Genomic DNA, 19,348 nt, shown 5'->3' with positions numbered 1-19,348 from the left:
AAATGCAAGTCTGTTGATAAATTAATGTATTCATTCATTGTAGCTCTCTTAAATCCATTTTAGAGGTTCTTTCGAGTTAGAATACAAAATAGTGAGAATCATGCATGAAACTAATGTCTGTTATAGGTATAAACCTTAAAGTAACGAAATGGATAGTCACGGAATCCAAAGTACCATTTGATGATATGGATTATCTTTGTGTTTATGAATGCACTAACCCAGAAGAAGCTGAGAAGATGCTGGAAAATATAAGATCGGCTTTTGAAGTGGATAACTCTATGGAGTTGGAAGTAGAAGAGCAAGATTCGCCCTATGATTATTACTGGGAAACTCATGGAAAGTATGTGGTTGCATCCATGAGGTTTCTAGAACGATATTTTGATGGGAAAGTCGAGGACATTAATCCAGACAACAAATTCGGAAAAATGAATGTTTTCTTAGATAAATTATTGAAAACTAAGGATGAGAATACAAGTCCTCATTTGATTGCTGTAAAAACCAGTGAAAATTCAGTAATTATTCGATGGGGATTACCGGAAGAGATTGAAGAACCAGATTTAGTTGATTTTACGGAAGAATACTTGGGCGCTACTGCATATACTAAAAGGAATAAAGGTGAAACTGCACAAATAAAAGAAGCATATCATTTCAATGGATTATTTTATCCTGGAGACAATTTTAATGTACTTTGGCTGCCAGCCAAGCCATACCAGGGACACGCCATGTTTACTGCCTATGGATGTTCAAATCATAAGATGACCAAAATACTAGAAACAAAAATTAGAGAAGATGAAAAAAAGAAACAACGAGAAACCCATCAATCAAGTCCCACTGGACTTATTACGATGGTTAGTCATGGCCCAATTTTATTGGCTTCAGAAGAGTATTTAAAACAAATTTATGGTATCCCAACTCTTGTTCCTCTTGTCAACGATTTGGTAAAACAAGGTCTTGCTGATAAACAGTCTAAACAACGTGCCAAGACAGTAGATAAAATTTATGTCGAATGGGATGAAAAAGCTCAAGCTAAGGGTAAGATTCCTTCTTTAATTCAACCTAGAACAGGGTTAACTTTCTTCCCGCCTCAAACAGGTTCTAGTTTTATTCCTAAATATCCTTCATTACAGTCTGTATTGAGCCAAATGAAACATACGAGTGTCATAAAGTCTAATCTAAACAGCCATCCTGTTAACATACCTATGGACATTTCTACTCATGGTGAAACGACGATTGTTCCAGTGCCTGATCCGCTTCCTTATTCAAGTAGCATTTTGATGCAGCAGACGATTGTTCCAAAACCTGCTCCTTTACCACATCCTTTTATCCATGAGAAGCCTAAGTCTATAACCGCTCAGGAAACAATGAAAATGGTTGCTCCAGGGAATCATTCTATTTTCCATGTTCCTCAAACAGATGAGCCTATGAAAGAGCTGACTGAAGAGGAATATTTGGGTTTCTTTCAGTAAAATTTATTAGGGTAGAAGTAGCAGTGTGCTGCATTATTGAAAGATCGTTAAGATCTAACTCTTTTCGATCTTCCAATAATGTTCTGGTGAGTGGTAATTATAGTTTGTTGCTGTTCAAAATTTGATGGATCCTTGACTCACAAACACTGGGCAGTGCAAATCTATAATTAAGAATTATTTAATAGCATATCGACTTTAGCTAATTTTAGAAGTCCTAGAATACTGAAACTTAAAACAGGAATAGCCAAACTTAGTGCTCCTGGTGTCCATTGCGCTACTACAATCCCAATTAACCCTGCGAGCCCAAATTGACACGATCCCAATAAAGCGGTCCCAAAAGCTGCTTGATGTTCATAATCCTTTAAAGCAAGTGCGGTTGCTGTCCCCATGCTAATTCCAATACCGATTGTTAAGCACAACATGGGCATCATAAAGGTTAAAATACTGCATTGACGGAAGTTAAATATCATCATGAGCATGCAGGAAAAAATCATTATCATTAATCCTCCGAGCACAATTTTTTCAAGAGGATAAGAATATGTGAGTTTTGCAGCAACCATATTGGCGAGAAATACGGTCATCGCATTTAATCCAAACCAAAAACCGTACTCTGTGCCAGTGAGGTGAAGTTGAACCATTAAGATACTGGGGGATAAAGCACAAAATAAATACAATCCAAGTAAGCTGGCTGCAGCAACCAAGGTATAGTTTCGAAAGTCCGGATTATCCAACATGGGTTTTATCTTTTGATAAAATGGTAGCACTGTCCGATCTGTCTTTGAATAGTTGTAGTTTGGAATATACCGGAAGGTCACACCAGTCATCAAAATTCCAATAAAAGTTAAAAAATAAAAACCGCTATGCCAGTCTCGTGTTACATCGAGTAACAACCCCCCTATGACAGGCGCAGAACTTGCAACCATAGAATTGATTCCTGATAGAATACTAAATAGACGAGCACAAGCCTGAGTAGAGAAATTATCTCTGACAATAATGAAACACATCAAATAAGTGCCACAAGCTCCAGATGCCTGAATGATACGTGCTATGATAAAAACAGGTATCGTAGGGGAGAATGATGCAAGCAACGAACCTATAAAAAAAAGAAAGGCACTGAACAATGCCATGAACCTACGTCCGAAACGGTCTGACAAGGGGCCAATAAGTAGCTGGCCTAAAGCTACTGTAAGCATAAATAGGTAAAGGCTTGCTTGCATGGTGGTATTGTCAGTCTTAAAAAAACGGCTCATTTCAGGAATTGCGGGAACAAAAACATCCATAGCAAATGAAATACTTATAATAAGAGGGAATAGACGAAATAAGCTTTGTGTTTCCGTCCATTTTATCGCATTCAATTTAAAAGATCCTGTGTCAAAAAAATCAAAAAATCATAATATTGTCTCAGTTATGCTACAGATTCTCAAATGAAACAGGTGGTATTTTTATTACTATAAGCATGAATAGTGAAAAAAAATTTTCTCCTATATATTTAATTCCTCAGCTCATGGTTTTTGGAAACAGTATGGACAATATCCCTGTTTGGGCTCAAGCCTATTTTTGGGGTGGGATCGCCGGATTTGCTTTAGTTTTAGGTGCTTTTGGCGGCTATTGCCTCAATATCTCTCAGCGAATCATTGCCTCAATTATGGCTTTTGGTAGCGGGGTACTTATTTCTGCACTTTCATTTGAGCTTATGGATAGAGCTTATAGTAGAGGAGGGTTTGATTCCACAACAGTAGGTTTCATAAGTGGAGCTTTAATTTTTACCGCGGCAAATTGGATTTTATCAAAAAAAGGAGCCAAACATCGAAAGCGTTCTGGACATCAACAATCTTCACAACAAGATTCTAATAGCGGTATGGCAATCGCAATCGGATCTTTACTTGATGGAATACCGGAATCGATTGTTATCGGTTTAAGTATGCTAAAAGGCGGTGTCGTGAGCATTGTTGCTGTGATTGCTATTTTTTTATCTAATATTCCAGAAGGCTTGTCCAGTTCAGCAGGAATGAAAAAGGCTGGGCATGGTGCTGTATATGTATTTGGTGTTTGGATAGGTATTGCTTTATTTTCAGGACTGGCATCCCTAATTGGTTATACAGTTTTCCAGAATTTCTCACCTGATGTAATCGCTGCAACCACTTCAATTGCAGCTGGAGCAATTTTGGCTATGTTAGTTGATACAATGATTCCTGAAGCATTTGAGATAGCTCATAATTTTGCGGGGCTTATCACAGTAGTTGGGTTTTTATCTTCATTTATTTTAACCAAGCTAAATCCATAGATTCAATTACAGTGCGTGTAAATTTATTGATCAATAGTATCCAGGAACAGTGGTTCTCTAATATGAATATAGTTCATTCAATGGAAGGGGCGAAAATTAAATTTTTTTGTAGTTCAATCACATATATCACGAAGTAAATCCAGAGATTTATTTTTTATTTTAAAATATTCGAGGAAGGCTGTTTTTTTATTTTGTAATTGTATAACATAAAGTAACCCCTCTTTTTTTTATTCTAATTCCCATCTCTGTGGATATTTATTATACCTTATAATACATATGATTCAGATCCGAATTAAACCCCTTGCTGCGTCTAGATTATTTCCTTTTCTACAGCCCTGATACAAAAATGTTATGCACATTTTCTGTGGATAAACCTGTTTATAATCTGTCAAACCACTTGTAGGATTTAGAAGTTAATGGATGCATTATGATTTACCAAAAAAGGTGCCTTTGTCCTATTGAAGATTCTTAATCCTATATTCATTTGTCATTTGGCCTTCTTGTTTTTATAAATATTGTGCCGATTATAAGTAACAAAACACCGAAGCATTCAAATGCTATATCAGAATACAATTGATTGCTATGAGAAGATCGTTGAAGCACATGGTGTAGACGTAGAATCAAATGATCAATTATTCCTTCTACAAAATTAAATATACCCCATCCCAAAATCAGGAGACCAAAAAAGTAAAGAATTGAATACTTTTCGGAACTATTATTTAAAGTAATCCATAATAAAAAAATACCGATTAAAGTAGTGAAAAAAGTAAAAGCATGAAAGAGTCCATCCCAAAACATATTAATCTGGATATTGACTAATGTGTCCGGAAAAAAAATATTGGATAGCATATTATGAATTTGTAAAAGTTGATGGAAAAGGATTCCATCGATAAAACCGCCTAAACCAATACCTAAAAATAGTCCCGCAGCAATCAGATATTTTTTATAATTCGTCATTTAATTCTCTTCAATAACATTAGCTAGAAACCACACCAAGATATAAAAAATAAAAAATGGCAGTATCGTATAAATGAAATAAAGAACAAACTGATGATTAAATATTCCGGAATACACGAGCTTACTCGTTTTAGATAAACAAAAAGGACAAGCTGTCACTGTAGATGAAATCAACATGGCCAACAATACATACAAGAAGTGGATCATTAAAATAATTCCAAATTTAAGAGACATTTAAATTACCTGACTCGTAATAAATTACAATTCATGTAAGCCTTAGAACTAACTAAGGAGTGCATATCAGTTCACTAAATAGTAATTATTGAAGATTCAGCAGCATTTTTAGTATTGAAGACAGGTAGAGTTATGCACATTTTCTGTGGATAAATCTGTTTATATGATGTAAAACACAAGTAGCTATGAGGTATGATGTGTCATTTTCAAGAACATTAGCCCTAAAGGGCAAGTACTATGATTGAATACTTGCCCCCTTAAAATGAAATATACCACTTCAGTTGAAAATACTTTTAACCCTTGATATTTCTTGGATCATGGCCATGGCTATCTTTATGTTCAATTCTGCCATGCTTGTCATGAATAACCAGTTCTGTATGTTCTTTAATACTGAGCGCTCTTGCTTTATCAATCGCTTCTTTTTTGGTGTCAAAATGAAATTTTTTTGCATGATGCGGTTGCTCGATATCCCATCCTCCATGAGCACTAGGTACAACATGATGTTCTTTGTTCATTTCTCTTTCCTCCCTGTCTCTTAAAAATGGTCTTTAAGAAAATTCTATACCTACCTTTATAAGCTATTTAAAAAAGCCATGTGACAACTTAATATCCACTTAATCTATATATTATACTATATAGAGAAATTAAATTATGCCAAAGGGTATTTCTGTAATGAAAACGTTCAAAATGTCATATGAAGGTAGGTTCTTTGTACCCACTGTTGAGCTCAAAGAAAGAATAAGATCCAAACAGGAAGTGAGCCCAGAAGATTTCACGATTATAGCGTACTCAAGCTCTGGAGTCAGTGAGGAGTCTATCGCTTTATTAGAGAAAACTACGGCTGCTTTTTCCAAAGATATGGTGAGAAATTTAGTATGCTTGTATCCCGAACGGCTTGTTGAACATGAAATTCTTGCTCAATTACAAGCGACAATAAAATTAGATAAAAATGTTGATGATGAGATGGATACGTTCGGTCATGCTTTTACCCTGGTACAAAAAAAGTTAGAAGGGAAGGTATTTGACGAAGTAGTCTCTAAAGTTGGTTTGATGCATATAAGTACCAAGATGGATGTCATGGAGTTTTTCAATGATTTGGCTCATGGAAAACCCAAACAATTATATCCTTTTTCCTCTAAGGAGTTAGATGCTTTAAAATCATTTTACGAGTCTATCTCAGGGAAAGAGCCTTGGAACAATGATACAGAATTATTAAAAGCCGTTTGTGTGCAGAGAGGCATGGCTTTGATTTATACACAAAGAGCGCACTCAATTATTGAACCGGTTGTAGCAGAGACAATCAATGAGCTATGTGAACAAAATGCTTTGCAGGTATTAGAGTATGTTAAAAAAGATCAATCTGTCGCCGTCTTTACTACCGGAGGTGTAGCCTCTGGAAAAGGTAGCTGCCTGAAACTTGTTTCCAGTGTTATAGAACAATATGAGCCTCAAGCTGTTGCTTGGAATCAGCTTGTTCATCATAATGCGGATAGACTTAAACCTTTTCTGCAAAAACCAGAAGTACACCCTCTGAAATATTCTCAATTTACTTATGAAGAAGCTTTATTAGTTAAGGAAAGGGTGATGGAGGTTATTGCAAAAAAAAGCAAAGCAATGGGTGGAGGAAAATTTCCGAGTTTCCTTCATGATCAAACCAAATTAAAACCTGATGAACTGCGAGAGGCGAATCAACGCTATGGCGAAGTAGACATTGTAGCAATTTCTACGGATGTAACTTCTGCTGTCGAACGAGCACATGGTCGAGGATTAGCGACTCAACGATATGAACATACGGAGGGATTACTAGGATCTCATCAAGCTGTTCCTGGAGAAATGATGAAATCTTTAAATCAAGAGGAATTGATAGGTTCTAATGTATCTGTTGCGATGTTTGATAATAACAGTCCCACGAGGGAATTGACTATGTTTGCAACAGTAAATATGCAAACAAGGGAGATTATTATTTATAATGAAGAAATGATGACAAATTGGATTAAGAAAGAAAATATTAATCCTAAAGCAAAACCTGGTGAATCTTTATATTTTGATAGGCCAGTTCGTACGATTGGGGAATATTTCGGGCCTTTAATTGAAAGGGGATTTGAAGTTGAATTTCCACAGGATGAAGCTGCCATGACCTTTAAAGTTTAATTTAAATTAACCCTATTTGCTAAATTTAATATATTATGAACGAATGTCCATAATTGATTCACAAGGAGCTTAACATGATGTCGAAAAAAGATAATAGTGCCAAAAATAGCGGCACTACCAAAAAATGGTCTTTTTTAGATACAGCCAAAAAAGTTTTGGATGAGAATAAAAGCATTAATAGCCCAACAAAAGAAGCAGTTGAGGATAAAAAGGAACCTATCAGCAGTTCCGACAATATGATTGAAGTAGAGCCAAATATTAATCAGCTTTTTTCGCCTAAATAGTTCTTTAAAAGTCCATATAAAAAACTGGTTCTTTTGGATGATGTAATAGAAGTAAAGTACATTTCTTCGCGAAAAATATCCGTAAACTGATGATGGTTGGGTGAACCAAGCCATCATTTGTTATCTTCATTTAAAAGAGAGTAGTAGGTTTAGATTATTTTATTGAATATAAAGGCCAAAATTAATTTGGCCTATCCATACTTAAAAATTACCCGGAAGGTTAATGCTACCTGCTTTACTCGGTGTTGCAGGGGTTGAGTTAATATAACACCCTTTCGAACGTTCCCCCATTACAGTGACAACCCCATCCTTGCTAATTGACAATGTACACATATTGCTGTTGTTGCCTGCTATGGTCATTACCGATGGGCCGGCAATATTTTTAATCAAACATGCAGGGTTTTTAGTGACAGGATCAGGGCAGGTAATACTATTATTTATCAGTACTGGTTTAAAGGGATAACCCACATAAAGCATATAGGAAAACTGAGTTTCAGGGGGGGGTGGATCTTCTTTACCACAAATACTACCTTTTATTTCTCCTGGTTGTATGTTTTCCAAGCTGCAAATTAGGCTATCTTGATTGTAAAAATTCACCTGTTTTGCTGTAGGTTCATTATTATAAGCAACCACATAGGTTTTATCACCACTGCCAAATACACCATATGATGGGGTATCTGCCTTAAGCGCGGTATTTAATGATCCGAGATTTTTTAAATTTTGTATCCAATAGTAAATACTTGGTTTTGACTCGCCAGGATCTGGAGTTTTACCTTGGACATCAAAATACTGGGTATAGTATTGTAATGCCTTAGCAGCATCCCCTAAAGCCAAATACTTTAACAAGGTTCCGCAATAAGCAGAATTCGCAGGATCACCAGAACACGGATTTTTTGCATCCTCGTTATAGACTCTGTTCACAAAACCTGGATCATACCCTAGATAAAAAGATCCTGCATTGATAGGTAGGGTATTGGATGCCAGATTTTGATAATAACATGGCTGGCCTGCGCAGAAATAAGTTGATCGATCCAGCTTTCCGCCCCAAACATTACCTACCAATAAATAGTTTTGTCCAGTGCTGCTATTAGACCAGCCTGTTGGGAAAACACCGGAACCAGGATTTTGGTTAAAATGATAATGATTTAATCCTTGTTCTTCGGTCGTGTAGAGATACAGACCTGTCTCCATTACCTCCTGAGGCGTGGTGTTGTCTCCATCGAAAGTAACTCCTTCCGTGTTCAAACCCCATAGAATAATCGCCTGAGCTAAGTTCATAAATTCAGCACTGTCTTCCTCATTGACATTATCAAAGCTATAAGGCATGCCTAACGCCGAGGATAACCCTGCATAGGGATCAAAACTTCTAAAATGAGGGAATTTAGTTACTTCTTGTTCTTGGCCATATTTGAAGTTGCAAACATCCCGAATGAGCAAATTGACCATACCGCCATATTCTCTGGCCCATTCTTTATCAAATTGTGCAATGGTCGCAGCGCCATCAAGTAAATAACCCCAGTGAAATGCATGATCCGTTAATGTAGTCGCAGTAAAAAAGCCACTGGGAAACCCCATCATAGTGTCCCATTGATTGTTATACGCATAAAACCAACTTCCTTCAGGCCGCGGACAATCAGATGCTCCACCCGGACAAGGATCGGTATAATTTAAACCTGTTAGAAAACTCGTTACCTGATTTTTTAGGTCTAATAGTAAGTCATCACGAATTTTTTTATACTGAGGATTAACAGGAGATGTTCCCATTAATACATCGGCTATTTTTATGAGTTGAGCCTCGCGGCTTAACAGTTTTCCTGTTGCATAAGTATCCGTCCAAGGGTTTTTGGCGTCCAGATGAGGATCTGGAGGTAATTCAAAGGAATAACTTGCGATCTTGTCAAGTTCAGTCTGGCTGAGTCGATTAGGTAAAATAGGCAATACGCCATGAAAATCAACTTCTGTAGAAAAAGAAGACCTGCCCGCTGATCCTGTTGCTACCACATAAGGATGCATTGTACCTTTTAGAGTTTGAATGATCCCTTTATTACTCGCACAATCATCATTAAATAAGCAACTTGCCCTCTCAGTGCTATTCAGGTTTTTAATCTGCCAAGGATAGAGAAGAACCAACGGTTGTTGCTTTAATGAGGCATTCGAATAAACGGTTTGGGAGTCAAAATTAAAATGGGTAACGACTTTTGCCTTACTTTTATCGTACTCATAAGTAATGGATGTATTTTTGATGAATGTTGACGCGTAAGGCTTAAATTGGTTTGCTACCTCCATAGCTGAACTATCCGATGAGGCAGGAATAACAGCCAGCGAAAAATAACGATTCATCTCTGCAGTATTAATTGTAGTGCTGGGAACAATAGTCCCGCTTCCTCCCTGACTGATCGGAACAATGATAGTACCCGTACTGGTTTTCCAGGGAATAATTGCAGTATCGGGATTAGAGAAATAGGCATAATATCGATAGGCCGTGTCCGATGCATTCTTGGTTTTAAATAAACTGATACCTTTATCCTGGCTTAATAATTTTGCCTCTTGTGAATTATTAAACTGAAGATAAGAGGTGGTTTGATTACTCTTCTTCTCCACAAAAACAAAAGGGGATCCTTCAACCACGCTGGCAGCGAGTAGGGGCTCATTATTTCGGGCCCAGGCTACAGAGACCATCCAATCAGAATAATCAGCAACTAAAGGCGCTGTACCCATCAAATCACCTGTAGTTACAGTCACATCGAGCGTATTGTCATAACCGCGGTCCACATGCACGTTATCTACTTTAGCATTTTGTAATGGAATCCCTAAAGAAATACCCTTTTCAGTAAGGCGTACAGTCAGTGGATTTGGAATTAATAACAAAGGATTGAGATAATCACTATCTTGTATTTGTCCTGAAGGTTTATCGACAGCCAACATGGGTGTCCACCATAAGCCTGTGGTTATGGGTTTATTACCCAAGCCAAACTGGCTTCCTTTGTATGCGGATTTTAATGTCGAATAGTTATTAATCAGTGGATATCCCGCATCTTTTGAAACCCGACCTGGGTATTTTTGTGCGAGCTTTTGAATTTGTTGTTCATCGTAATAAATTCCCTTACCAATTTGTGTCGCACTGTGAATTGTATTACTACTGAAAAGAAAAATTGCCGTAGTTGTGAGGAATATTTTTTTAGTGTTGATATTATTTTTTCTGTTCTTCCATGTCATCGATATCTTCTCCTGTTTTAAAATAAGTTACTTCTATTTATTTCATCATAACTGTATTCCAGTCGAAATACACCCCAAAAAAATTTCAAAATTTAGGATCTGGTTTTTTGGGGCGTTAATACTAGGTATTCAATAAAGTATTTTCATACAGCTAAAGTATTGTTTTAATAGGTTATTTCAAACAAATGAATGATTGGGTTCTTTAGGGGGCATCCATCTATTGTACAAGGCAGGGTTCGTGCTTTTCATCTTCTAGTGGCAATAAGACAAAACAAGAGGATATTTCCTCATATGGTGTGTTCTCTTCTCTTTGTTGAGACATTTTTGTTTGTACTTCCTCAAGTTGTGATAACACTTTGGGCATGGTTGCTTTGATGCGCTCAAGGGAAAGCTCATCGGTAGGGTCAACGAATAGGCCCGCTCTTACATGGCTAAAACAAGGCTTAATCCCATGCTCTGCCCTTAGCTTATTTTCATTGATATTGCCACGATCAATTGTCCATAGTTCTTCTAGACTGCTAGAGAAAAGTCTTTGTACATAAGGTTTGTCACTTTCCAAAAAAGCCATTTTGCGTCTGTCTTTCCCTCTAAAAAAATGTAATGCATGTGTGAATTCATGTCCCATAGAGATAAACGCTGGTTTGAAGGCTAAAATGTTTTCCTTTCCAAAAGTTAATGATTGCATTGTGAAAAGAGGGGCTTCCCAAAAATTACGCGGATATAAAAGTTGCATTTGTTTCCATATCGTTCTGGGGAAATCAAAAAATTTTAATGGATTGGTAGTATCCGTTATTGCTGCGAATTTCTCTATACCCGTGTTAGCCATTGGAGCTACAGATAATGTAGGCGGATTTTTTTCTTCAACGATCATTCGACATTCACACCGTTGGGCAAGCTGATTTAATTTGATAATTAAACTCTGTCCTGTTGGTTGCGACAGTAGTTGACGTACAAAAACCGCTATATGCTCTTTCTCTTTGCTTTTTTTATCAAAAACCAAAACATTATCCATAAAATAATGATATTGCTCGCGAAAATATTTTTCAGGGTGAGATTGTTTCTCTTTCGGGATAATTCCCAGGTTAAAAGCACGAAAATATAAAAAAGGATTTTTTAAATGTACTTGATAGAGTCTATTGAGTTTTTGATTCAGCTCATTAACCTCTGTATAAATGTCTGTAAATACAATCCCTGTTTTAACATCATGGTCACTGTTAAATAATGCCAAGGTTTGATCAATACGTCGATAGATTAAATGTTCTAAATAATCTGCTTGCTCAATAATTTTGTGATTTTGAAGTTTATTAACACCTGAAAGAAAAGCATCAACTTTCGTTGTAAGTTTTTGATTTTCCATCTGCTCTTTCTTTAAATTTTTTGTATACAATGCAAGCTTCTCATGATTCAGAAAAATTCGGATGATCTATTTTTCTTATAAAAAAATACATTTATTATTTTTAATATGGTGAAATATTATAACACATGTTCAATAAATGAAATCATGAATTATCTGAATATCTTAATCATGATTAAACCCTGTGATAAAATGTAGATATCTACTAGGTAGGGACAGGATACTGGAATATATTCTTTACAGGTGTGCCCAGAGTGGAAATAACTATGTTTATTTCAAAAGTATATTTTCATATATGATAAAGTATCAAATAAAAATTCACTATTAAGTTTGGAAACTTTCTTTGAAATAGACAGGCTTGAAAAAAATTAAAAAAGGATTTTAAGCAATGCGCATAAAAACGATAATTTTCGCTTTGGGCCTCTTAATATCTTCAATAGCGCATACCACAATAAACATAGGGACACTTATTTTTAAACCTCCTTATATTTTCTCTCCAGGAAATGGATTCGATATCGCATTAGGGCAACTTATCTGTCAGCAATTAAATGAGCAGTGCAATTTCCTTCCAATGGGTATGGATAGGCTTTACACACAATTAAAAGCAGGAAATGTGGATTTAGCTATGGGAGGTATTCCTATTTCTTATGCTCTAAATTATGAATTTATTTTCAGCTTGCCCTACATGTTAAGTAAAGGACAGTTTCTAATCTTACAAAATAGTCCGATTAATTCAGTCACGCAATTACAAGGAAAAAAAATTGGCGTTTTGCGGAACTTACTCAATGGGGGACTATTTTTTGAATACTTATCTGATCACTACCCGAAATTTCAAATTAAGCGATATGATGATGTGGAAGATCTTTTAGCAGATTTACATAGTAATGCAATAGCAGCAGTTTTTTTAAATCGATCCTCTGTGAATTACTGGACTCAGGAGGGTGGGGATCAATTTAAACCCCTAGGCACTGTGCATACTATAGGGGATGGGGTAGCAATTTTGGCTTTGCCTAAGAATAAAGAGTTAATTGATCGCGTTAACAGTGCTTTAAAGACAATTCAAAAAGATAGTTCTTACATAAAATTATATAATACCTATTTTGTCAATGAGTAAATTCTATTGGAATTTTTTATCACATAAAATCTGGCTAGATTATAGCATCCTCACCGGCCATTGGCATTCTTCGATATCTGGCGGTACACTGGAAACGGGTACAGTCTACTTCTTGAGCGATCTATTTGGCTCTTATCATGTGTTTAGTAGCCCAATATATTTACTTCCTCTATCTTCGAATTTAGGAAAGGACGTAAGTCATTCTCTTATGGAGTAAAGTTCATGAAATTACTGATACTACAAAAAGGATAAAAATTTTATGGTAACCAAAAAAATAACAAATAAAAGTTTTTATTTGCTCATTGGAGGTGTTCTGAGTCTTTTTTTATTTATAGCGCTTATGTTTGCTGTTTATTCCCAAAGCACTTATTTAGCGGTTAATCAGGAACTCTTTCTATTAAGCAGTAAAATACAGGGAGGTTACGCTCACTTTGTTAGCCATCTGATTTCGCTGTTTGGGGATAAATACATTATTGTTCCGGCTTTCATAAGCGCAGGTATTATATTGTACATAATGAAACAAAAATGGATTGGATTACATTTAATTGGTGTGATTTCAATTGCTGCTCTTCTTGCTTACATTTTTAAAAATGCAATAGCTTTTCCACGACCCGGGGTCATAACGAGCACCTTACATAGTTATGCATTTCCTAGCCGTCACGTGACATTATGCTCAGCGTATGTAACTTTCCTAGCCTCATTAATTCTGCCGCAAGTGAAGCATCGTTGGATTGGGGTAATCATTGCTGTTGTTCTCATTTTACTTGAATCATTTTCGCGTATAGCCCTTCAGGTTCATTGGTTATCGGATGTATTAGGTGGGGCGTTACTGGGAATTTCTTGTGGATTGTTAGGAGGCTATTCTTTTTACCTAAAACCCAAACCATTCCTTAATATGAAATTGATATTGGGCTTATTATTATTATTTTTTGTAATTTACAGCTTTCTTTATCTTGTGCTGCATTTCGCCGGATTCATTTAAATTAACTGTTCATATTCTGTCTATAATATCCTTCGATTTGTTTCAATGAAATCTGTCTTAACTGGTAGTATTTGGCCATTACCATTCATGTATTCGGTAAAGTTAAATTTAAAATTATTTTTTAGATAACAAAACTTTCATGATAACCCATGTGATAAAACTGCATATGCCAATTAATACTGCAGCAGGGATAATATTGTATAGAGGCAAAAATGAGATGGCCGCGAGATTTAAGACAATTGCGAAACAGGGTATTAATAAGGGAATTCTAAATATTTTACTACTCATATGCTCTTTTTTTGTAGAAAGTTTGATTTTTATTAGTGCCAGGTTGCTTAATGAAAATACTATCAAAACTATTGCGCTTGTAGAACTTGCCAAATCACCCAGATTGCTCGTAAATACCAGGCAAAGTACTATTGGAAATATCAGAAAAATAGCACTATAGGGTGTGTGGAATTTGGGGTGAACCCTTTGAAGCAATTTCGGTAAAAGATTTTCTTTTGACATCCCATAAAGCAGACGCGAAGCTGTAATGTAATTTAATAATGCTGAATTGGAAACTGCAAAAATGGCTATAATTGAAAATAAAGATTTGGGTAAGGCAGGAGCGGATTTGCTAACTACATCTAATAAAGGCGCTTCAGAGTAACTCAGTTCGCTCCCTGGAATAATCGTTGTCGCTATCCAACTTACTCCCAAATACAAAAATCCAGCAATTCCTACAGAGGATAATATGGCTCGAGGTAGATTCTTTTTGGGCTCTTTAACTTCTTCTGCAATATTTGCCATGTCTTCAAATCCTGTGAATGCAAAAAAAGCTAAAGCTGTTCCTTGGAGCACATTACCTATACCCGGACTTTCTGTAGAGGTGGCAATGACGCTGTTATCATGTGTTGCCAAATACCAAAATCCACAACCAAGTACAATAAATAGACCACTTACCTCAACGGTAGTACTTATTATATTGGCAATGGATGATTGTTTGATACCGCGTAGATTAATGAAAAGTAAAAGAATTAAAAAACCGAAAACATCAAATATGCTGGGGATATTCAATCCTAAAGCTCTCAGATATCCAGCAAATGCATGCGATAACGTTGATATAGAGAGGATAGTAGCACAAAAGAGTAATAAGCCTGTCAGTATGGAAAACCACTGGGTACCAAAAGCTTCATGAATATAAATCGATACGCCACCACTTTTAGGAAATCGACTCCCCAATTCACTATAAGAAAGCGCTGTGAATGAGATGATTCCCATTGCAATAGCAAACGAAACCCAGGCTAATGAACCAGCATGCCCTGCAATTTTTCCTACTAGGGCATAAATTCCCGCACCAAGGATATCACCCACGCCATATATAATTAATGAACCTAGGCTTAGGGCTCTAATTAATCCGGATGAAGAATTTCTTTTCATTTTTAATCCCTTTTAAAAAAGCAAAGTCTGGTAGTGGACAACCAGGTTTTCTAATTTAATCTGCTAAATTGTTAAAAGCAAATTTTCATTGTGAGGTTTAGATCATAAAAAATTTTTCTACGAGTGAGTATCAGGATTTGTGCGTATCATTTTTCCTATTATTCACTTTATTTAAATAATGGTGGCGAACGGATGAGTTGCTTTGATCCTGGTTGTAATCAACCAGGTTAAATAGAATCAAAGCGATAGCTTTACTATTTGGGAGTGTAGGGGATCAATCCAAACTTTTCATCATATGCTTTTTGAGATGAACTCGATAAATGACGTATTTCGGATAATAAATTAGAGGGAAGCAGCCTAAAGAAACGTACATTATTATTGAAAGTGCTTTCATGTTGAATTTTATCGATCAACATTTTGCGATGTGTCGGTTTGAACGAGTCAGACTCTAATGCAGCAATATCATAAACCGGGACCGAGGTCTGTATCACAGTTTCTATGTCACGTTCAGAATTACTTTTCTTGATTATCACCGAATCAGCAAGTTCGGTTTCGGTTAGAGCAATGGCATAAGGGCCTACGAAGAAAGAATCTCCATGAATCACATTACTTTTGATTTTCATGGTAAAACCAAAGGGTATTTCAAAAGCTGCGAAATCATATAGTCCTTCACTTCGTTTTACGCCAAGGATTAATGCACCGCTACAAATGGGAGATAGAGGTGTAAAAACGTGCGGGAAGGGATGTGTTTCTACAAATAATCCACCGCCCCCTTTTTTCTTCATAACATAATCTTCTATGTAGGTTGAATCCCATTGGTATTCAATCAAATAAAGGTTTTCTAGGGATGGTTCACTGACTGCGTCCAGAATAAAAGACTGTTCTAATGGGATGAGCTCTGCACCATATTTATTTAGAAATTCTCTGGGTACAAACCGGGCATTCATTTTAGGAATGGTGACTGTTTCAATATCCGTTGGAATAAGTAATACGCCTAATCCACCAAAAACACTGGCGTCACGGCCGCTAATTGCCCTTTCTTCATATTTATTTTTCCAGGTTGCACGAATGGTTATTTCATGTGGTGCTACTATTTTTATTCCAGCAGGGGTAGGAATATCCCCTTTGATTCCTGCAGCAAGTGACATATTTATTTCTGTACCCGCTTTAAGAATTGCAAGAGCTTCAATAGATTTCATTAAAGCTTTGCTGCCGTGCACGTCAGGATTTCTACGATCGACCATTGTGGATTGTAAACCATGTAGATGTTTTCTTGTTGATTCCAGGGGTATTTTGCTTTTCATACACATCGTACAACTACAGATTTCGTTGTGCGCTAAAGACACTGTTTCACCATCGGATTTATTCATTGTTTTTTCAAAAAATTCTTTCATATTCCAATACTCGTTTACTGATAAAATGTGCTGATGATGCACTAAAAGTGAGCACATTTTACACTAAAAACATTATCTAACGATTAACAATGAATCCAAAAAATGAATCATGGAGAATAGGAGATTGTTTCTTGAATGGCGCGTCCAGAAGAGATGATACTGTTTCATGATTGTTATAAAGAATTAAAGTGAAGACTTTTATTCAAATTACAGGAACTTATTCTTATTGCTAAATCCAGTATTTGTTTTATGGCAACTGCTCCTTTTCGAGAAAAAGGCTGGATAAGTATCAATGTATATGGAAATTTCGCCTATACTCAATATGAATTAATGAGTTATTTTCAGAGGTCATCTAATATGATTATTGACGTGCATGCTCATTGCTTTCCTAAAAAGTACCTTGATGATATAGAGAAAAAAGGTGGGAATTTAGTCGATGTGGCCCGGAAAATGAAAGCCGGTATTACCGATGATGAACTAGGAGAACGTTTTAAAGTCATGGATAATGCAGGAGTGGATTTGCAAGTACTTTCAATCGTTCCGCAAGTACCCTATTTTACCACTAAAACAGAAGCGGTAAAGAGCGCACAGATGGCCAACGATTTATATGCACAACTGATTTCCCAATATCCTAAACGCTTCCAAGCCTTTGGCATTTTTCCATTACCCCATGTGCAGGATTCACTGTCTGAAATCAGCCGATGTATGGATGAGCTGGGTATGTTAGGTGTTACTCTGACTACTACAGTTCTGCAACATTCTATTGTGCATGAACATCGTTATGAGGAAATTTTTGCTGAACTAAACCGCAGAAAAGCGATAGTTTTTCTACATCCTGCTGGATGCTGCACCGGAGAGCAGACTAAAGTATATGGCTTAACATGGATCATCGGTGCTCCGTTTGAAGATACTTACGGGGTATTGCATTTGATTTTATCAGGCATTACTTCACGTTATCCTGATATTCGTTTTATTAGTACACATCTTGGTGGCTATCTACCTATGATCATGCAACGTATAGATAATTTATATCAGGATTGGGGCATGGGGAATATTGAAGGAAAACCTAGTGATTACATTAAAAAATTCTGGGTTGATACAGTGGCTCATGGCCATATTCCGGCTTTACATAATGCTGTAGAAGTATATTCTTCTGACCATTTGCTATTGGGTACCGATTATCCTTATGCAAACCAGGACAAGTACAAGAGGGCGGTAGATTATATTAAAGAAGCCAAGCTGCCTGAGGATTTGGTAAGAAAAATTTTAAGTGATAACGCGAAAAATTTATTTAAATTATAGCATGTAAGTAGCCGATATTAATTATTCAAAAAGTAATTTGAACATAGGCTTGAGAGTAGCGTTTGTTTCGAGTACCCACCTATACATGCCAGAAATAGCAGGGGTGTTTGTGTTATAAAGCGAGTTCGCAAATCTTGACTTAATATAACATCATTTTTATTGCATATATTAATCCAAGCTTCATCATTGATCATAATTTATTATTTATGAAAACTTATCTAGAGGGTATTCACATGGATAACAAAGCTCAAACAGCAACTCTTTACCGTATGGTCATGCCAAAACATACATGTCCTTACGGTTTGAAATCGAAGTTCTTATTGAAATGGCAAGGGTATAGCATTGAAGATAATTGGTTGACTAGTCGCGATCAAGTCAATGCATTTAAAGAAGAACATCAGGTAAAAACAACGCCTCAAACTTTTATTAATGGGGAACGAATTGGCGGATATGATGATTTACGACGCTATTTTGGCAAAAAAGTGCAAGATCCAAAAGAGAAAAGTTACCGTCCCGTAATTGTTCTTTTTATAGTAACCGCTCTGATGTCACTGGCTACAAGTTATGCTGTTAATGGGACTGTCTTTACAATGCAAGCTGTGATTTGGTTTGTTTCCTTTAGCATGACAATACTTGCGCTTCTTAAGCTACAGAATATTGAAAAATTTTCAACTATGTTTTTAAACTACGATCTTTTAGCCAGAAAATGGGTTCCATACAGCTATATTTACCCTTTTGCGGAAGCATTAGCAGGAATATTGATGATTTCTGGTGCCTTACACTGGATTGCAATTCCGGTTGCTTTATTTATAGGAACCATAGGGGCGATATCGGTATTTAAAGCAGTATATGTGGATAAGCGAGAATTAAAATGTGCCTGCGTGGGTGGGGACAGTAATGTTCCTTTGGGATTTATTTCACTAACTGAAAATTTAATGATGATAGGAATGGCTATGGTAATGGGGGGAAGTGTCTTATTTGGATAATTATTAGATATATTATTTTGAAAAAAAGTTAGATTTATATTTTTAATGTCAAGAGTTGGATGTCATCATACAATCAATATGACTTTATTCTTATTTAATTCTTTTACCGATGAAGAAGACGAAGAAAGTATTGTTACCATGGGCCATAATATATCCTATTGAGCTTCTCCATGTATAATACTTAATTTCAGTAGCCGGGTTT

16 protein-coding genes are annotated in these 19,348 nt (G+C 36.2%); 8 read left to right on the top strand and 8 right to left on the bottom strand.

Annotated elements, in window-relative coordinates; translation table 11 throughout:
- Positions 1-104: 104 nt before the first annotated feature.
- On the top strand, positions 105-1,466 hold the full coding sequence (locus BU07_RS0110955; protein ID WP_115262284.1) for a hypothetical protein: 1,362 nt from the start codon (positions 105-107) through the stop codon (positions 1,464-1,466).
- A 167-nt stretch (positions 1,467-1,633) separates the two neighbouring features.
- On the opposite strand, the gene BU07_RS0110950 is transcribed toward BU07_RS0110955, so the two are convergent.
- Positions 1,634-2,821, bottom strand: coding sequence for a multidrug effflux MFS transporter (locus BU07_RS0110950; RefSeq protein ID WP_031565979.1), 1,188 nt, complete (start codon positions 2,819-2,821; stop codon positions 1,634-1,636).
- A gap of 167 nt (positions 2,822-2,988) precedes the next feature.
- Between BU07_RS0110950 and BU07_RS0110945 the strand changes: the two genes are divergently transcribed.
- Positions 2,989-3,750: a ZIP family metal transporter gene (locus BU07_RS0110945; RefSeq protein ID WP_035899109.1), complete on the top strand. Its 762-nt coding sequence runs from the start codon at positions 2,989-2,991 to the stop codon at positions 3,748-3,750.
- Between the two features lie 480 nt (positions 3,751-4,230).
- Here the strand turns inward: BU07_RS0110945 and BU07_RS0110940 are convergent, their stop codons facing one another.
- The 3 genes from BU07_RS0110940 to BU07_RS0110935 form a co-directional block, all read right to left on the bottom strand.
- The gene (locus BU07_RS0110940; protein ID WP_031565975.1) at positions 4,231-4,707 is read right to left on the bottom strand and encodes a DUF2243 domain-containing protein; all 477 of its coding nucleotides are present in this window, start codon (positions 4,705-4,707) and stop codon (positions 4,231-4,233) included.
- Positions 4,708-4,941 (bottom strand): hypothetical protein, encoded by a 234-nt coding sequence (locus BU07_RS17430; RefSeq protein ID WP_133134453.1) that lies wholly within the window; start codon positions 4,939-4,941, stop codon positions 4,708-4,710.
- Between the two features lie 293 nt (positions 4,942-5,234).
- Positions 5,235-5,456, bottom strand: a complete 222-nt coding sequence (locus BU07_RS0110935; RefSeq protein ID WP_031565973.1) for a DUF2188 domain-containing protein — start codon at positions 5,454-5,456, stop codon at positions 5,235-5,237.
- Positions 5,457-5,628: 172 nt separating this feature from the next.
- On the opposite strand from BU07_RS0110935, the gene BU07_RS0110930 reads away from it, so the two are divergent.
- A complete protein-coding gene (locus tag BU07_RS0110930) occupies positions 5,629-7,092 on the top strand; it encodes a hypothetical protein (RefSeq protein ID WP_031565971.1) in 1,464 nt (487 codons plus the stop codon).
- Positions 7,093-7,166: 74 nt separating this feature from the next.
- Positions 7,167-7,376 (top strand): hypothetical protein, encoded by a 210-nt coding sequence (locus BU07_RS0110925; protein WP_031565969.1) that lies wholly within the window; start codon positions 7,167-7,169, stop codon positions 7,374-7,376.
- A 201-nt stretch (positions 7,377-7,577) separates the two neighbouring features.
- Here BU07_RS0110925 and BU07_RS0110920 read toward each other — a convergent pair whose 3' ends face one another.
- Entirely contained in the window at positions 7,578-10,592 is a 3,015-nt protein-coding gene (locus tag BU07_RS0110920; protein WP_031565967.1) for a glycosyl hydrolase, read from the bottom strand.
- A gap of 217 nt (positions 10,593-10,809) precedes the next feature.
- Entirely contained in the window at positions 10,810-11,949 is a 1,140-nt protein-coding gene (locus tag BU07_RS0110915) for a hypothetical protein (protein ID WP_031565965.1), read from the bottom strand.
- Positions 11,950-12,334: 385 nt separating this feature from the next.
- Between BU07_RS0110915 and BU07_RS0110910 the strand changes: the two genes are divergently transcribed.
- Together BU07_RS0110910 and BU07_RS0110905 are read left to right on the top strand one after the other, a co-directional pair.
- Positions 12,335-13,060: a transporter substrate-binding domain-containing protein gene (locus BU07_RS0110910; protein WP_031565962.1), complete on the top strand. Its 726-nt coding sequence runs from the start codon at positions 12,335-12,337 to the stop codon at positions 13,058-13,060.
- A gap of 259 nt (positions 13,061-13,319) precedes the next feature.
- The gene (locus tag BU07_RS0110905; RefSeq protein WP_031565960.1) at positions 13,320-14,042 is read left to right on the top strand and encodes a phosphatase PAP2 family protein; all 723 of its coding nucleotides are present in this window, start codon (positions 13,320-13,322) and stop codon (positions 14,040-14,042) included.
- 114 nt (positions 14,043-14,156) lie between these two features.
- Here the strand turns inward: BU07_RS0110905 and BU07_RS0110900 are convergent, their stop codons facing one another.
- Both BU07_RS0110900 and BU07_RS0110895 read right to left on the bottom strand, forming a co-directional pair.
- Positions 14,157-15,464, bottom strand: coding sequence for an APC family permease (locus BU07_RS0110900; RefSeq protein ID WP_031565959.1), 1,308 nt, complete (start codon positions 15,462-15,464; stop codon positions 14,157-14,159).
- 254 nt (positions 15,465-15,718) lie between these two features.
- A complete protein-coding gene (locus BU07_RS0110895) occupies positions 15,719-16,858 on the bottom strand; it encodes a hypothetical protein (protein WP_031565957.1) in 1,140 nt (379 codons plus the stop codon).
- A gap of 249 nt (positions 16,859-17,107) precedes the next feature.
- On the opposite strand from BU07_RS0110895, the gene BU07_RS0110890 reads away from it, so the two are divergent.
- Together BU07_RS0110890 and BU07_RS0110885 are read left to right on the top strand one after the other, a co-directional pair.
- A complete protein-coding gene (locus tag BU07_RS0110890) occupies positions 17,108-18,160 on the top strand; it encodes an amidohydrolase family protein (RefSeq protein WP_051635541.1) in 1,053 nt (350 codons plus the stop codon).
- Between the two features lie 233 nt (positions 18,161-18,393).
- Positions 18,394-19,146, top strand: coding sequence for a MauE/DoxX family redox-associated membrane protein (locus BU07_RS0110885; protein ID WP_031565953.1), 753 nt, complete (start codon positions 18,394-18,396; stop codon positions 19,144-19,146).
- Positions 19,147-19,348 lie beyond the last annotated feature (202 nt).

This window comes from Legionella wadsworthii DSM 21896 = ATCC 33877, from assembly GCF_000701265.1.
In the GTDB taxonomy this organism is placed as follows: domain Bacteria; phylum Pseudomonadota; class Gammaproteobacteria; order Legionellales; family Legionellaceae; genus Legionella; species Legionella wadsworthii.
This window is presented reverse-complemented; position numbering and strand designations above follow the sequence as displayed.

What these genes read in the sequence shown, in the direction of transcription:
- BU07_RS0110955 (WP_115262284.1), top strand. Translation starts at nt 105, where the DNA reads ATGAAACTAATGTCTGTTATAGGTATAAACCTTAAAGTAACGAAATGG.
- BU07_RS0110945 (WP_035899109.1), top strand. Translation starts at nt 2,989, where the DNA reads ATGGACAATATCCCTGTTTGGGCTCAAGCCTATTTTTGGGGTGGGATC.
- BU07_RS0110940 (WP_031565975.1), bottom strand. Translation starts at nt 4,707, where the DNA reads ATGACGAATTATAAAAAATATCTGATTGCTGCGGGACTATTTTTAGGT.
- BU07_RS17430 (WP_133134453.1), bottom strand. Translation starts at nt 4,941, where the DNA reads ATGTCTCTTAAATTTGGAATTATTTTAATGATCCACTTCTTGTATGTA.
- BU07_RS0110935 (WP_031565973.1), bottom strand. Translation starts at nt 5,456, where the DNA reads ATGAACAAAGAACATCATGTTGTACCTAGTGCTCATGGAGGATGGGAT.
- BU07_RS0110930 (WP_031565971.1), top strand. Translation starts at nt 5,629, where the DNA reads ATGTCATATGAAGGTAGGTTCTTTGTACCCACTGTTGAGCTCAAAGAA.
- BU07_RS0110925 (WP_031565969.1), top strand. Translation starts at nt 7,167, where the DNA reads ATGATGTCGAAAAAAGATAATAGTGCCAAAAATAGCGGCACTACCAAA.
- BU07_RS0110920 (WP_031565967.1), bottom strand. Translation starts at nt 10,592, where the DNA reads ATGACATGGAAGAACAGAAAAAATAATATCAACACTAAAAAAATATTC.
- BU07_RS0110915 (WP_031565965.1), bottom strand. Translation starts at nt 11,949, where the DNA reads ATGGAAAATCAAAAACTTACAACGAAAGTTGATGCTTTTCTTTCAGGT.
- BU07_RS0110910 (WP_031565962.1), top strand. Translation starts at nt 12,335, where the DNA reads ATGCGCATAAAAACGATAATTTTCGCTTTGGGCCTCTTAATATCTTCA.
- BU07_RS0110905 (WP_031565960.1), top strand. Translation starts at nt 13,320, where the DNA reads ATGGTAACCAAAAAAATAACAAATAAAAGTTTTTATTTGCTCATTGGA.
- BU07_RS0110900 (WP_031565959.1), bottom strand. Translation starts at nt 15,464, where the DNA reads ATGAAAAGAAATTCTTCATCCGGATTAATTAGAGCCCTAAGCCTAGGT.
- BU07_RS0110895 (WP_031565957.1), bottom strand. Translation starts at nt 16,858, where the DNA reads ATGAAAGAATTTTTTGAAAAAACAATGAATAAATCCGATGGTGAAACA.
- BU07_RS0110890 (WP_051635541.1), top strand. Translation starts at nt 17,108, where the DNA reads ATGGCAACTGCTCCTTTTCGAGAAAAAGGCTGGATAAGTATCAATGTA.
- BU07_RS0110885 (WP_031565953.1), top strand. Translation starts at nt 18,394, where the DNA reads ATGGATAACAAAGCTCAAACAGCAACTCTTTACCGTATGGTCATGCCA.